12 protein-coding genes are annotated in these 14,224 nt (G+C 61.1%); 6 read left to right on the forward strand and 6 right to left on the reverse strand.

Annotated elements, in window-relative coordinates; all coding sequences use genetic code 11:
- Positions 1-20 precede the first annotated feature (20 nt).
- On the reverse strand, positions 21-1,322 hold the full coding sequence (locus NE357_RS04705; protein ID WP_169428925.1) for an HAAAP family serine/threonine permease: 1,302 nt from the start codon (positions 1,320-1,322) through the stop codon (positions 21-23).
- 63 nt (positions 1,323-1,385) lie between these two features.
- Complete coding sequence (locus NE357_RS04710) at positions 1,386-2,762, reverse strand: L-serine ammonia-lyase (RefSeq protein ID WP_169428926.1); 1,377 nt, start codon at positions 2,760-2,762, stop codon at positions 1,386-1,388.
- Between the two features lie 135 nt (positions 2,763-2,897).
- On the opposite strand from NE357_RS04710, the gene NE357_RS04715 reads away from it, so the two are divergent.
- The gene (locus tag NE357_RS04715) at positions 2,898-3,845 is read left to right on the forward strand and encodes a LysR substrate-binding domain-containing protein (RefSeq protein WP_169428927.1); all 948 of its coding nucleotides are present in this window, start codon (positions 2,898-2,900) and stop codon (positions 3,843-3,845) included.
- A 200-nt stretch (positions 3,846-4,045) separates the two neighbouring features.
- Positions 4,046-4,453 (forward strand): HPF/RaiA family ribosome-associated protein, encoded by a 408-nt coding sequence (locus NE357_RS04720; RefSeq protein ID WP_011332524.1) that lies wholly within the window; start codon positions 4,046-4,048, stop codon positions 4,451-4,453.
- Between the two features lie 70 nt (positions 4,454-4,523).
- On the opposite strand, the gene fecA is transcribed toward NE357_RS04720, so the two are convergent.
- From fecA to NE357_RS04735, 3 genes are all read right to left on the reverse strand, one after another.
- Positions 4,524-6,857: a TonB-dependent Fe(3+) dicitrate receptor FecA gene (fecA, locus tag NE357_RS04725; RefSeq protein WP_169428928.1), complete on the reverse strand. Its 2,334-nt coding sequence runs from the start codon at positions 6,855-6,857 to the stop codon at positions 4,524-4,526.
- A 135-nt stretch (positions 6,858-6,992) separates the two neighbouring features.
- Positions 6,993-7,922: a DUF4880 domain-containing protein gene (locus NE357_RS04730; protein WP_169428930.1), complete on the reverse strand. Its 930-nt coding sequence runs from the start codon at positions 7,920-7,922 to the stop codon at positions 6,993-6,995.
- On the reverse strand, positions 7,919-8,407 hold the full coding sequence (locus NE357_RS04735) for a sigma-70 family RNA polymerase sigma factor (RefSeq protein WP_169432595.1): 489 nt from the start codon (positions 8,405-8,407) through the stop codon (positions 7,919-7,921). The genes NE357_RS04730 and NE357_RS04735 overlap by 4 nt, the downstream gene beginning before the upstream one ends.
- Positions 8,408-8,581: 174 nt before the next feature.
- Between NE357_RS04735 and NE357_RS04740 the strand changes: the two genes are divergently transcribed.
- The 4 genes from NE357_RS04740 to NE357_RS04755 all read left to right on the forward strand — a co-directional run bounded on the left by NE357_RS04740 (position 8,582) and on the right by NE357_RS04755 (position 13,143).
- Entirely contained in the window at positions 8,582-8,887 is a 306-nt protein-coding gene (locus tag NE357_RS04740) for a DUF3649 domain-containing protein (RefSeq protein ID WP_169428931.1), read from the forward strand.
- 66 nt (positions 8,888-8,953) lie between these two features.
- Positions 8,954-9,520 (forward strand): RNA polymerase sigma factor, encoded by a 567-nt coding sequence (locus NE357_RS04745; RefSeq protein ID WP_119426751.1) that lies wholly within the window; start codon positions 8,954-8,956, stop codon positions 9,518-9,520.
- The gene (locus NE357_RS04750; RefSeq protein WP_169428932.1) at positions 9,517-10,506 is read left to right on the forward strand and encodes a FecR family protein; all 990 of its coding nucleotides are present in this window, start codon (positions 9,517-9,519) and stop codon (positions 10,504-10,506) included. The genes NE357_RS04745 and NE357_RS04750 overlap by 4 nt, the downstream gene beginning before the upstream one ends.
- Positions 10,507-10,713: 207 nt before the next feature.
- Positions 10,714-13,143: a TonB-dependent siderophore receptor gene (locus tag NE357_RS04755; RefSeq protein WP_169428934.1), complete on the forward strand. Its 2,430-nt coding sequence runs from the start codon at positions 10,714-10,716 to the stop codon at positions 13,141-13,143.
- Here NE357_RS04755 and NE357_RS04760 read toward each other — a convergent pair whose 3' ends face one another.
- Positions 13,144-14,019, reverse strand: coding sequence for a helix-turn-helix domain-containing protein (locus NE357_RS04760; protein WP_169428935.1), 876 nt, complete (start codon positions 14,017-14,019; stop codon positions 13,144-13,146). It abuts the gene before it with no gap.
- Positions 14,020-14,224: the final 205 nt, after the last annotated feature.

Genomic DNA, 14,224 nt, shown 5'->3' on the forward strand with positions numbered 1-14,224 from the left:
TTCTTGGTTTGCGGCCCGTTTCAGGGCAGAACCGAGTAGATGATCGCTGACAGTGCAATCAGGCCGATCAGCACCACGAACACGTTGGACGCCTGGCCCGAATACTGGCGCAAGGCCGGCACGCGGCGGATCGCGTACATCGGCATCAGGAACAGCAGACAGGCAATCACCGGCCCGCCGAGGGTTTCGATCATGCCGAGAATGCTCGGATTGAAGGTCGCCACGGCCCAGCAGCTGAGGATCATGAACAGTGCGGTCGCACGGTTCAGCCAGCTCGCCGACATCACCCGGCCACGGCTGCGCAGGCTTTTGACGATCATGCCCTGGAAGCCTTCGCTGGCGCCGATGTAGTGGCCGAGGAAGGATTTGGTGATTGCCACCAGCGCAATCAATGGCGCGGCGTAAGCGATGACCGGGGTCTGGAAGTGGTTGGCCAGGTACGACAGGATAGAAATGTTCTGTGCCTTGGCTGCTGCCAGATCCGCCGGCGACAGCGCCAGCACGCAACTGAAGCAGAAGAACATCACGGTTACCACCATCATGCCGTGAGCCATGGCGAGGATGCCGCTGCTCTTGCGTTCGGCCTGATCGCCGTAGCGTTGTTTTTGCTCGACGGCGAAGGCGGAGATGATCGGCGAATGGTTGAAGGAGAACACCATCACCGGGATGGCCAGCCACAGGGTCTTGAGGAACACCGACATCGGCATGGCTTCCTGGGCGCTGGCGAAGAATGCGCCGTTCCAGTTCGGAATCAGGCTGATGCCGAGCAACAGCAACGCGGCGACGAACGGGTACACCAGCACGCTCATGGCTTTGACGATCACGCTCTGACCGCAACGGACGATGGTCATCAGCCCGAGGATCAGCACCAGAGACAGCACCGCGCGCGGCGGCGGGACGATGTGCAGCTGATGTTCGAGGAAGCTGCTCAGGGTGTTGGTCAGCGCCACGCTGTACACCAGCAGGATCGGGAAGATCGCGAAGAAATACAGCAACGTGATCAGTTTGCCGGCACCGATGCCGAAGTGTTCTTCCACCACTTCGGTGATGTCACCGGAACGGCCCGACAGCACGAAGCGGGTCAGGCCCCGGTGCGCGAAGAAGGTCATCGGGAACGCCAGCAACGCCAGGATCAGCAACGGCCAGAAGCCGCCGACACCGGCGTTGATCGGCAGGAACAAGGTGCCGGCACCGATGGCCGTGCCGTACAGGCCGAGCATCCAGGTGGTGTCGAATTTGCTCCAGCCCTTGTGGGCGGTTTCGTTATTGCGTGTGCGGTCTACAGCAGGATTTTCGGCAGCAGGTGTGCGTACATCGGTCATCGTTTTTGCCTCGTTTTTATTATTGCTCGGGCTCACGTGTTACGGGCGGTCGGGGAGCGCTCCTCAGCACTCCACCCAGCTCACGGCCAGGCCGCCCCGTGAAGTCTCTTTGTATTTGTCATGCATGTCGGCGCCGGTATCGCGCATGGTGCGGATCACCCGGTCGAGGGAGATGAAATGTTTGCCGTCGCCGCGCAAGGCCATTTGCGTGGCGTTGATCGCCTTCACCGCCGCGATGGCGTTGCGCTCGATGCAAGGCACTTGCACGAGGCCGCCGACGGGATCGCAGGTCAGGCCGAGGTTGTGTTCCAGACCGATTTCGGCGGCGTTTTCCAGCTGCTCCGGTGTGGCGCCAAGCACATCGGCCAGACCCGCAGCGGCCATCGCACAAGCGGAACCGACTTCGCCCTGACAGCCGACTTCGGCGCCGGAGATCGAAGCGTTTTTCTTGCACAGAATGCCGACGGCGGCAGCGCCCAGAAAGAACGCAACCACGTCATCGTCCGACGCATCCGGATTGAATTTCATGTAGTAGTGCAGGACGGCCGGAATGATCCCGGCGGCGCCGTTGGTCGGTGCAGTGACCATGCGCCCGCCGGCGGCGTTTTCTTCGTTGACGGCGAGGGCGAACAGGTTGACCCACTCCATCGCCGACAGGGTCGAACTGATGACGTTCGGCTTGCCGATTTCCAACAGGCTGCGGTGCAATTTTGCTGCACGACGCGGAACATTCAGACCGCCGGGCAGGACGCCTTCGTGACGCAGGCCTTGCTCGACGCATTCGCGCATTACCGACCAGATGTGCAGCAGGCCCTGACGGATCTCGGCGTCGCTACGCCAGGCCCGTTCGTTGGCCATCATCAGTTCGGAAACCCGCAGGTTGTGCTGCTTGCACAGCGCCAGCAGTTCGACGGCGCTGGAGAATTCGTAGGGCAACTCGACGTCGCTGGCCGGCGCTACACCGGATTCGGCTTCGGCCGCTTCGATGATGAAACCGCCGCCGACGGAGTAGTACGTCTGCTCGAACAGTTGGCCGGATGCGCCAAAGGCTGTCAGCGACATGGCGTTCGGGTGGTAGGGCAGGCTCTCGTCCAGCAGCAGGAGATCGTGCTGCCAGTTGAAGGCAATCGAGCGTTTACCGGCCAGAGACAGTTGGCCGGTCTCGCGCAGTTGCTGGATGCGAGGCTCGATGGTCGACGGATCGATGCTGTCCGGCCATTCGCCCATCAAACCCATGACCGTCGCGCGGTCAGTGGCATGGCCGACGCCGGTGGCCGAAAGCGAGCCGTACAAACGGATTTCCACCCGCTGCACATCGTTCAGCAAATGCTGGTCGATCAGCGCCTGGGCGAAGGTCGCGGCGGCGCGCATCGGGCCGACGGTGTGGGAACTGGACGGGCCGATGCCGACTTTGAATAGATCGAAAACACTGATAGCCATGCTAAACCCTTACAAGCGATGGAGTAGGAATCGCTGCCATTTTTTGTAGGACAAGCGCAATGTCGGCGATACTGCCTACCTCGCTTCAACGTGACTAACGAAACTTCCTAAGTAAGCCTTTAGCAGGACTAAACCATGAGCCGTCAATTGCATGCCCAGACTTACGTCTGGCTGCAGGTGTTTTCCTGTGCCGCACGGCACTTGTCATTCACTCGCTGTGCCGAGGAACTGCACATCACGCCGGGGGCGGTGAGTCAGCAAATCCGACAGCTGGAAGAGCGGCTGGGGTTTCGCTTGTTTCACCGCCGCGCCAGGGGCGTGGAGTTGAGCGCGGAAGGGCAGCGACTGGCGATCACGGTGAATGAGGCCTACGGCAGCATCGATGCAGAATTGCGGCGCCTGGATGCGGGAATGATCAGCGGGATTCTGCGGGTGCGTTCGATTCCGTCGTTCCTCAGCAAATGGCTGACCCCGCGTTTGCCGCGCCTGCAACAGCGTTACCCGGACATCCAGTTGCGACTGGTGGCCGAGGACAGCAGCGTGCCGTTGCATGAAGGGGACTTCGACCTGGCCATCGACTTGAATGACGGCAGTTATCCGGGCCTGTTATCCACAGCCTTGCTCGACGAGCAGATTTTTCCGGTGTGCGCGCCGGGCCTGCTGCGTGGGCGGCCGCCGCTGCACGGGCCGGCGGATCTGGTGCATTTCCCGCTGCTGCACGACATCACCGCCTGGCGCGGCAGCTATGAATACGCGGAGTGGGAGTTTTATCTGAATGCCATCGGTTTCGAGGGCGCCGATGTGCGGCGCGGGCACACGTTCAATCGCAACCACTTGACCATCGAAGCGGCGATTGCCGGTATGGGCGTGGCGATTGCCCGGCGCACGTTGCTCAACGACGAGCTGGAGCGGGGGACGTTGATCGTGCCATTCGGGATTTCAGTGCCCAATCACAAGCGCTATGTCTTGCTTTATGCGCCGGGGGCGTTGAGCCATCCGGGTGTGCGGGCGGTGCATGATTGGCTGGTGGAGGAGGCGGGAATTTTTCGCAGCCTTCACCCGCTGCGTGATGGCCAATTGTGAGCAGATTTTACGGGGTGCCGGGGCGACCCAACTCCCGACCTTACCAGCGCTTTACTCGGTTGTCCGGCTTTTTTTGCGTATGAATATTTATCTTTTTTCAGGGGTTGAAATGTTCGTCAAGCGGGCCGATTGTTGTAATCAAGAGGTCACGAAATCCTGTTCCAGGCCTCTTGCGAGCTAGCTGAAATAAGGGATGAACTATGCAAATCCAAGTCAACAGCGACAACCATATTCAAAGCAGCAAACGACTGGAGGAGTGGGTACGCACCACAATTGAGAGCACGCTCGACCGTTATGAGGAAGACCTGACCCGTGTCGAAGTCCATCTGAGCGACGAGAACGGTGACAAGCCGGGTCCCCATGACCTGCGCTGCCAACTGGAAGCGCGGCCGAAAGGCCATCAACCGATTTCCGTCACCCACAAAGCCGATTCGCTGGAACAGGCGATCGATGGTGCAGCCGAAAAACTGGAGCACGCGCTGGAGCACCTGTTTGGCAAACTGCGCGGCAAACCGCGAGCCGCTGTGGTGCCATTCACAAGCAAGGCCAATGACAAGCTATTGGCGGAAGAGTTTGACGAGAACGAACAGGCAGCGATCAACAGTTGATGCGCTGATTTTCCAAGCCACCCAATGAGAAAGGGCCTGCAATTGCAGGCCCTTTCTGTTTTCAGCAGGATCAGAAAGCCACGGAGGTCTGCACGTACACCGTGCGCGGCTCACCGACATACTTGCCCTTGTTGTTGTCATCGAACGAGCGGGTGAAGTATTGCGTGTTGAAGATGTTTTTCACCCCCACCGCCACGTTCAGGTCCGACAGCTGCGGGCCGAAGTCATAACCGGCACGGCTGCTGAACAGCATGTAGCCGGGGATCTTGCCGGTGCTGCCGTCGGCGCTTTCTTTCGAGGTGTTGGCGTTGTCGGCGAACTGGTCGCTCTGGAAGCTGCTGTCCAGGTTCAGTTTCCACGGCCCTTCGGTGTAACCGACGCCGATCGTGCCTTTGTGTTTCGACGAGAACGGCACACGATTGCCCTTGTTCGGCCCATCTTCACGGATGGTTGCGTCGACATAGGCGTAAGTGGCGTAGACATCGAAGCCGGCCAGCGCCGGGCTCAAGTCGTCGAGAGCGTAGTTGACGCTGGTTTCGATGCCCTGATGCCGGGTTTCGCCACGGGCGATCACCGAATCGTTGGTCTGGTTGCTTTCGTACTGGTTGTCGAAGTTGATCAGGAACGCGCCGATCTCCGCTCGCAGTGCACCGTTGTCGTAGCGGGTGCCGACTTCCCACGTGCGGGCCTTCTCCGGTTTCACTTCGCCGCTGCTGACGCGGTTGGGCATCTGGCTGTATTGCACGCTGCCGAAGGAGCCCTCGGTGTTGGCGTACAGGTTCCAGCTGTCGGTCAGGTGATACAGCACGTTCAACGCCGGCAGCGCGGTGTTGTAGTCGCCCTTGTATTTGACGTTGGTCAGGTTGTTGGTCTGCTGCGACTCGATCATTTCGTAGCGCACGCCCGGGGTGATCGTCCACTTGCCGATGTCGATGCGGTCATCGACGAAGAACGCATTGGCCTCGGTGCCGCCGCGAGTGTCACGGTCGTTGCGGCTGTTGGTGGTCGGGTATTCGTTGCTGGCGATCGGGGTGCGATAGCGCAACTCGTGACCGGCCTCGTTGATATAGCGATAGCCGACGCCGACTTCATGGGCGGTCGGGCCAAGGTCGAAGCCTTGGGCGAATCGGGTTTCCAGACCGCGAACCCAGTATTCACGTGGCGACAGCGACAGGAACGTGCCCTGATCCAGATAACCGCTGCGCAGGGTCTTGGTAAAGAAGGTGTTGGCGGTGAATTCGCGGCGATCTTCCTGGTAGCGATAGCCGACATTGAACATCGTGCGACGGCCCCAGAACTGGTCTTTTGGCCGGGTAGACTGGTACGGGTCGGCATCGTAGTCGGCGACATTCAGGCCGCCGGGCATGTCGGCCTTGCCTTCGTAATACTGGGCCATGGCGTTGAAGCTGTTGGCTTCGTCGAGCTGGTATTTGCCCTTGAGGATCAGGTCGTCGATTTCCGTGTCGCTGTGTTCACGCCAGTCGCCACCGCGCGTGCCGGAGTACAGCAACGCGCCGCCCAGACCATTGGCATTGGTGCCGCCGGCCAGCAGGTTGGCGCTGGTCTTGAAGCCGTCATGGCTGGACGATGGACTGGTTTCAGTCTGGAAGCCGCCCTTGACGGTCGGCTCGTCAGGGATCGCCCGGGTTACGAAGTTGACCACGCCGCCGACGTTCTGCGGGCCGTAACGCACGGCACCGCCGCCACGCACCACGTCCACCGCATCCATGTTGCCCATGCTGATCGGTGCGAAGGACAACTGCGGCTGGCCGTAAGGCGCGAACGGCACCGGAATGCCGTCCATCAATACCGTCGAGCGTGCAGCCAGGCGCGGGTTGAGGCCGCGAATGCCGAAGTTCAGCGCCATGTCGTGGCTGCCGGTGCCGTTGTTTTCCGGGGCATTGACCCCGGGAATGCGGTTGAGCACATCGCGGGCCTGGGTCGCGCCCTGGCGTTCGAATTCTTCGCGACGGATCACGTCACGGGCGCCGGGGTGCTCGAAAACGTTGACCTGTTCGGCTTCACCGAGCCAGTCGCCAACCACTGTCGAAGTGTCCAGCTCGAGCGCCGTATCGCTCGACGGTTGCAGGCTGAAAGCGTTGCCGCCTTCGGCCCGGGCCCGCAGGCCGGTGCCTTCGAGCAGCGCGTTCAGGCCTTGTTCCGCGGTATAGCTGCCTTCCAGGCCGCGGCTCTGCACGCCGCGGGTGACTTGCGAGCCGAACGAGATCAGCACACCGGCCTCACGACCGAACTGGTTAAGGGCGTTTTCCAGCGATGACGGGGCGATGTGATAAGCCTTGGTTTCAGCGGCCTGCGCGAGGGGCAGGGCGCTGAAGCTCAGGCTGGCGCCGAGGACGAGGTTGCGCAGGGTTCGGGCCAACGGCGTGAGGCGGGTGGGGTGCATGGAGGACGGTCCTGAGAAGGTTGAATCAAGGGGGCTTTCCTTCTCTGTCACACCAGATCTGAAAAACGGCTCATTTATTTTTACAGGGGACGCGGAGCCCCCGGGGTTGAGCTCCCACGCAGAGCGTGGGAGCGATCAGGCTCTGGCTTCGACCGTCACCCAATAGCGAGTAAAACGCTTCACGTTCACTGGCAGGCTGATTGCCAGCAGGTCGAGAATCCGCTCGCTGTCGTCCAGTGGATAAGTCCCTGATATCAGCAGGTCAGCCACTTTCACATCGCAATTGAGCTGCCCGCGACGGTAGCGACCCAGTTCGTCGAGGAAGTCGCCAAGGCGCATGTGCGCGGCCACCAGCATGCCGTCGGCCCAGGCGCCGCTGTTGGCGTCCAGCGGTTTTGCCGCACTGACGTCGGTGGAGCTGAAACTCAGTTGTCGGGCGACCGGCAGCAGCATCGGCGCGCGACCTTGCGCATTCAATTCGACCCGACCTTCAAACAGCGCAACCTGCGTGCGGTCGGCAAACTGCCGCACGTTTATTCGCGCGCCCTGGGTTTTCAGAAGGCCCTGGGCGGTTTGTACTTCGAAGGATTGTGTGGCGGTCAGCAGCATTTCGCCTTCGAGCAAGCGAATCAGACCATCGCCCCGGACATCCGCCGCACTCGCGGTGTTGAGCTGCAATTGACCGTCCGCGCCGAGCGATATCTTGCGTCGCTGACCGACCGGGCTGCGGTAATCGGCCAGCAGCGACGGCAACGGATTGTGCTTGCGCATTCCCCAGGTGACCGCCGAGCCGGCGCCGAGAATCAGCAACAACTTCAGCGCCTGACGCCGGCTGGCGGATTTCGGCGCATTCAACGCGGCGTGGGCCAGTGGCGACGACAATCCGCGCAGCCGCGAATTGACCCGCTGAATGTGTTCCCACGCACGGCGGTGTTCGCTGTGGGCGTTGATCCATTGTTGCCAGGCTTGTTGCTGGCGCGGATTCAATGGGCCCTGCTGCATTTCCAGCAACCAGTGCACCGCCTGCTCGGCGACCTGCGCGGAAAAATCCATCGGCGGGTTCACCGGGCGAAATAGCAGCGCATCGCCGCTTTATTCAGATGACGTTTGACCGTGGCCACGGAGATACCCAGTTCAGCGGCGATCTGTGGATAGGTCAGGCCATCCACTTGTGCCAGCAGAAATGCGCGTTTGACGACGCGCGAAAGACCGTCGAGCAACTGATCCAGCTCCATCAGGGATTGCAGGATGATCGCTTTCTCCTCTTCCGAAGGTGCGACCATTTCCGGCATCTGCGCGAGGGTGTCGAGGTAGGCGCGCTCCAGGTCCTGACGGCGGTAATGGTTGAACAGCACGCGCTTGGCCAGAGTGGTGAGGAACGCACGGGGTTCGATGATCACCGGCGGCTCGCGGGCGGTCAGGACGCGGATGAAGGTGTCCTGGGCCAGATCGGCGGCGCTGTCCGGGCAGCCGAGTTTGCGCCGCAGCCAGCCGGTGAGCCAGCTGTGATGGGCCTGGTAGAGCGATTCGACAGGATGGGCGGACGACAACGGCATCACTCCGGGCGCATGCAGGATGCGTTAGAGAACAAGAATGGTTCGCATTGTAGGGCTGCGCGTAAGTGCCGGCAATCAGACTCTTTTGCGTATGAGAATATTTATCATTAATATTGTTTGCCTGTCGTCTGGCTGTTGGCCGGGCGTTAACCGTTTCAGGGTCGAAACATGAAAGCCAAACTCGCCGCACTTCCCATGTCCTATCGTCTGGCTGTCACGTCGCGGGTGCTCGCGGCGGTGTTTGGCGGCTATCTGGTCGCGGCGCTGGCCAGTGTCACGCTGACCCTGTGGTTACCGCTGAACCGCGCCGAAGCAGTCGTTACCGGGATGACCGTTTCGTTTCTGGTTTACCTGGTGGCCGTGCTCTGGTGTTTCGCCTGCCGCAGCGCGTGGGCCGCGTGGGTCGGGCTGCTGGTGCCGAGTGTGATTCTGGCGACGATCTCCGGCGCTGCTCGGGGGCTGGGTTACGCATGAAAGAGGATTCAAGGCAGGCAATGACCGGCCCACTACCGCTCACTGTCGCAGGGTTCTTGAACTGAGATGCTGATCAGCCATCCGCCCGAGTCCCGCGACGACGAGCCCCACGGCGCCCGCGCGCACTTTCTGCAGGTGTTTCTGTCCCAACGTTCGCAAATGGAAGCGCTGGTGAACCGGCGCGTCGGTTGCAGGGCGACGGCAGCGGATCTGGTGCAGGATCTGTTCCTGCGTTTCTGGCGCCGGCCGCTCGTTCAGGTGGAAGAGCTCAGCACTTATCTTCTGCGCTGCGCCGGCAACATTGCGATCGACCACTTGCGCAGTGAAGGCACGCGGGTTCGGGTCAATGAAGGCTGGCAACCGGACGAACCCGACAGTAGCGCCAGCGAGCCACAGGCCGCGCTCGAAGCGGGTAATGATCTGCGCCACGTCGAAGCAGCGTTGCGCGCCTTGCCCGAGCGCACGCGGCAGATCTTTTTGCTCAATCGCATCCACGGGCGCAAGTACGCCGAGATCGCCAAGGCCATGGGCCTGTCCCAAAGCGCCGTGGAAAAACATATGATGCGCGCCCTCGAGGCCTGCAAGGCCAGCCTGCGCGAACCCGCGCCACGCCTGCCAGGGAAAGCACCGTGAACCACACTGACCGCGTCACCCCGACGCCCGCTCAGGAGCAGGCGGCTTTTGCCTGGCTGAGCCTGTTGCATGACCGCCCCAGCACCGGTGATCAACTGACCTTCAGTCAATGGCTGCATGCCGATCCCGCGCATGCCGAGGCATACGCCCAGGCGCAGGTCATCTGGGAGTTGAGCGAAGGGCCGGCGCGTACTCTGGCCGATGAAGACGCTCTGGCGTTGCAGGGATTGCTCAATGCGATGAACCGACCGCGCCGTACGCCCCTTCGACGCTGGGCCGGTGGACTGGCCATGGCGGCCTGTCTGTTGCTGATGATCAGCCTCGGCACCGGTTGGCAGCCGCAGCGTTGGGTCGATGATCTGGGCGCCGATTATGTTTCGGCTCCCGGCGAAATCCGCACCGTGATCCTGGCCGATCAATCGCAGGTGACGCTGGACGCCGACAGCGCTATCGCCGTGGATTTCAGTCACGGCGAGCGGCATGTGCAATTGCGCCGCGGCGCCGGATTTTTCAGCGTGACTCACACCGGCGAGTCGTTCGTGGTCGAGGCCGAGAGGGGCCAGGCGCGGGTGCTCGGTACTCAGTTCGAAGTACGCCTGCAACCTCGTGGGGCTCAGGTCACCGTGTTGTCCGGACGCGTCGGTGTGACGGCGGCAAGAGACGCCGAACAACAGATTCTCACTGCTGGCCAACAGGTTGCGTATGGCGAAGGTTCGGCGCAAAAACTGCACGCCGTGGATAGCGAAGCGCAACTGGCCTGGCGTCAGGGCTGGCTGACTTACTACAAGTCGACACTGGCCGATGTGGTGCAGGATCTGCGGCGCTATTTTCCCGGACGGATCGTGTTGCTCAACGACGAACTGGGCGCACGCAAAGTCAGCGGCAGCTTTCCGAGCAAGGACCCGCAAGCGGTGCTGAACTCGCTGCAAGGGGTGTTGGGATTCGAGCAGCATCAATTGCCGGGAAATCTGATAATTCTTCGCTGATCTCACTGGCCCTTTCGTGAGCAAGCTCGCACAGGGAAGTGCATTTCAGGGTGAGAGCGAGCTTGCTCGCGAAGGCGTCGGCACTGACAAAATCTCATTCTGAAAATATTTTCAATTTTGTGGTGAGGTAAATCCCGATGCCATCCGTGTAGTGACTGAAACTGCGAGTCATTCGCATCCGTTGCGGTTCTACACAGGTCATGAGCAATGAAGTCCAGGGCAAAATCGGGTTCGGTCAAACAGTGGTTCGGCGCCTCGGCGCTGAGTTTTGCGGCGTTGGCATTACTGCCGATGAGCGTGGCGCAAGCCGCTGAAAGCAACAGCAGCCAGCCTCAGAAACAATTCAGTTTTTCCCTGACCGCCAAACCGCTGCCGCAGGCCTTGAGCGATTTCAGTCGCGTGACCGGTCAGAGCGTGGTCTACACCGTCGAAGCGCCTTACGGCCTCGACGCGCCGGCAATCAATGGCCAGATGAGTGCCGAACAGGCGCTGCAACGTCTGCTCAGCGGTTCCGGCCTGACCTTCCGTCGCACCGACAGTCATACGTTGATGCTCGAACCGCAGCCCATCGAGGGCGCACTGAACCTCGGTGCGACCACTATCACCTCGATGGAAAATCAGCCGCTGAGTTACCAGCCACCGGAAACCAGTTCGGTGATGCGCTCCTCCGCTTCGCTTCAGGAAATCCCGCAGACCGTCAACGTGATCCCGACCCAGGTCATTCGCGACCAGGCGCCGCGCAATCTCGATGACGCCCTGGCCAACGTCAGCGGCATCACCCAGGGCAACACCTTGGGCAGCACCCAGGATTCGGTGATGACCCGTGGCTTCGGCGATAACCGCAACGGCTCGATCATGCGCGACGGCATGCCGGTAGTGCAGGGCCGTGGCATGAACGCCACCGTGGATCGCGTCGAAGTGCTCAAGGGCCCGGCCTCGCTGCTGTACGGGATTCAGGACCCGGGCGGCGTGGTCAACATGGTCAGCAAGAAACCCGAACTTGAGCAGTACAACGCCCTGACCCTGCGGGGCTCGACTTACGGCGACGGCAAGAACGGCAGCGGCGGTTCGTTCGACAGCACCGGTGCGCTGGGTGATTCCGGCCTGGCCTATCGCATGGTGCTGGATCACGAGGACGAGGATTACTGGCGCAACTTCGGTACGCACCGTGAATCGCTGATCGCGCCGTCGCTGGCCTGGTACGGCGAGCGCACCAAGCTGTTGTTCGCGTATGAGCATCGGGAATTCCTGACGCCGTTCGACCGTGGCACGCTGATCGATCCACGCACCAACCATCCGTTGGACATTTCGCGCAACGAACGTCTCGACGAGAAATTCAACGACATGGAAGGGCGTTCGGACCTCTACCACTTCGAGGCCGACCACGAACTCAACGATGACTGGAAAGCCCATTTCGGCTACAGCTGGAACCGCGAAACCTATGACGCCAGCCAGGTCCGCGTAACCGCCATCGACACCAAAAAAGGCACCCTGACCCGCAGCATGGACGGCACCCAGGGCGCGATCAGTACCGACCGTTTCACCACTGCCAGCCTCGAAGGCAAGGTCAAGGTGCTGGGCATGCAGCATGACCTGGTGTTCGGCGTCGACGACGAGTACCGCAAGATCTACCGTGCCGACCTGATCCGCCAGAAAAGCCTGAGCACCTTCAGTTACGTCAATCCGGTCTATGGCCGCGAAGTCGAAGGTACCACCGTCAGCCCGGCGGACAGCGCGCAGACCGATCTGCTGCGCAGTGATTCGGTGTTCCTGCAGGACTCGATCCACCTCAACGACCAGTGGATTCTGGTGGCCGGCGGGCGGTTCCAGGAGTACGACCAGTACGCCGGCAAAGGCGTGCCGTTCAAGGCCAACACCGACAGCAACGGGCAGAAGTGGGTGCCGCGTGCCGGTCTGGTGTATCGCTATACCGACGCGTTGTCGTTCTACGGCAGCTACACCGAGTCGTTCAAACCGAACTCGACCATCGCTCCGCTCAGCGGCAGCAGCACCGTGCTCGACGGCAGCATCGCTCCGGAAGAAGCCAAGTCCTGGGAGCTGGGCGCACGCCTCGACATTCCGGGCCGCGTCACCGGCAACATCGCGCTGTTCGACATCAAGAAACGCAACGTGCTGGTGGCCAATGCCGAAGGTCCGACCACGATCTACAGCGCCGCCGGTGAAGTACGTTCCCGCGGTCTGGAAGTGGACCTGACCGGCCAGCTCAGCGACCGCTGGAGCATGATCGGCAGCTACGCCTACACCGACGCCGAGGTCACCGAAGACCCGGACTACAAAGGCAACAAGCTGCAAAACGTGGCGAAGAACACCGGCTCGCTGTCGGCGGTCTATGACTTCGGCAGCGTGATCGGCGGTGATCAACTGCGTGTCGGCGCCGGCGCGCGGTATGTCGGCGAGCGAGCGGGTAACGCGGTGAATGATTTCGAACTGCCGAGCTACACCGTGGCCGACGCGTTCGCCACCTACGACACCAAAGTGGAAGGGCAGAAGGTCAAGTTTCAGCTTAACGTGAAGAACTTGTTCGACCGCACCTATTACACCTCGGCGGCCAGCCGGTTCTTCGTGTCGATGGGCGATTCGCGGCAGATTTCGTTGTCCAGCACGCTGGAGTTCTGATCAGCGCAAAAACGCCTGGCGATACTCGCCGGGCGTTCCACCCAGCACCTGGCGAAAGCGGTTGGTGAAGTGGCTGGCACTGGCAAATCCGCATGCCAAGGCAATCTCCCCCAACGGCAACGCCGTGCCCCGCAACAACTCCCGCGCCCGGTTCAAGCGCCGTGCCAGCACATACTGATGCGGCGGCAGGCCGAAGCTCACCCGGAACATCCGCGCAAAGTGGTATTCCGACAGCGCACACAACCCCGCCAATTGGCCAAGGCTGATCGGCTCTGCCAACTGGCTGTCGATGAACTCCACCAGTTGCCGACGTTGATGCGGCGCCAGTCCACCCTTGAGGCGCAAACCCTGACGTACGCCGACCTGACTCAGCAGGGTGTGGCTGATCAGTTCGTGGGCCAGGCTGCTGGTCAGCAGACGCTCGCCGGGTTCGTCCCAGTTCAGGGTCAGCAACTGGCGAAACCGGTGGGCCTGTTGCGGATCTTCGAGGAAAGTCTGTTCGCGCAGCTGCATTTCCCGAGGCTCGCGATCCAGCAGCGTGACGCAACCCAAGGCAAATTGTTCGGCGCTGAAGTACAGGTGAGCCAGGCGAATATCACCGTTGATGACCCAACCTGATTCGTGATCGGCGGGCAGGATGCACAGCTTGTCCGGACCGCCCTTGTTGCCGGGCTCGCCACGACGGAAGGTGCCGGTGCCGCCGGCGATGTAGCAGGAAAGGGTGTGATGACTCGGCGCTTCGTATTCCTGGGCGTCGTGGTGATTGGTCCACAAGGCCGCGGACAAGCCGTCACCCAACTCGGCGCTGTGCACAAGGCGTGCATTGGGCGAGCTGTTGAGGGCTTGAAAGACTTGCAGGGTATCGATGGCGGCCATGATCGGTTCTCTTCAACGCCTTGCATCCTACTCCGCAGAATTCGCGCTGCCAGCCAGTGCCTCTTAAAAACCGCAAGTTTTCGCAAGTCATGAAAAAAGTATCAACGGTTGGTTTTTAAGTGCGTTTAGTTCTTTAAGACTGTTAGAACTGACAGTTGGTAGATGTGGTGAATAAGTATTAGATGTGTGCTCACGACCCAAGTCT

Source organism: Pseudomonas sp. G7(2022), assembly GCF_052660475.1.

Coding starts and splice junctions, on each gene's coding strand:
- NE357_RS04715 (WP_169428927.1), top strand. CDS start 2,898: ATGAGCCGTCAATTGCATGCCCAGACTTACGTCTGGCTGCAGGTGTTT.
- NE357_RS04755 (WP_169428934.1), top strand. CDS start 10,714: ATGAAGTCCAGGGCAAAATCGGGTTCGGTCAAACAGTGGTTCGGCGCC.
- NE357_RS04745 (WP_119426751.1), top strand. CDS start 8,954: ATGCTGATCAGCCATCCGCCCGAGTCCCGCGACGACGAGCCCCACGGC.
- NE357_RS04740 (WP_169428931.1), top strand. CDS start 8,582: ATGAAAGCCAAACTCGCCGCACTTCCCATGTCCTATCGTCTGGCTGTC.
- fecA (WP_169428928.1), bottom strand. CDS start 6,857: ATGCACCCCACCCGCCTCACGCCGTTGGCCCGAACCCTGCGCAACCTC.
- NE357_RS04705 (WP_169428925.1), bottom strand. CDS start 1,322: ATGACCGATGTACGCACACCTGCTGCCGAAAATCCTGCTGTAGACCGC.
- NE357_RS04710 (WP_169428926.1), bottom strand. CDS start 2,762: ATGGCTATCAGTGTTTTCGATCTATTCAAAGTCGGCATCGGCCCGTCC.
- NE357_RS04760 (WP_169428935.1), bottom strand. CDS start 14,019: ATGGCCGCCATCGATACCCTGCAAGTCTTTCAAGCCCTCAACAGCTCG.
- NE357_RS04720 (WP_011332524.1), top strand. CDS start 4,046: ATGCAAATCCAAGTCAACAGCGACAACCATATTCAAAGCAGCAAACGA.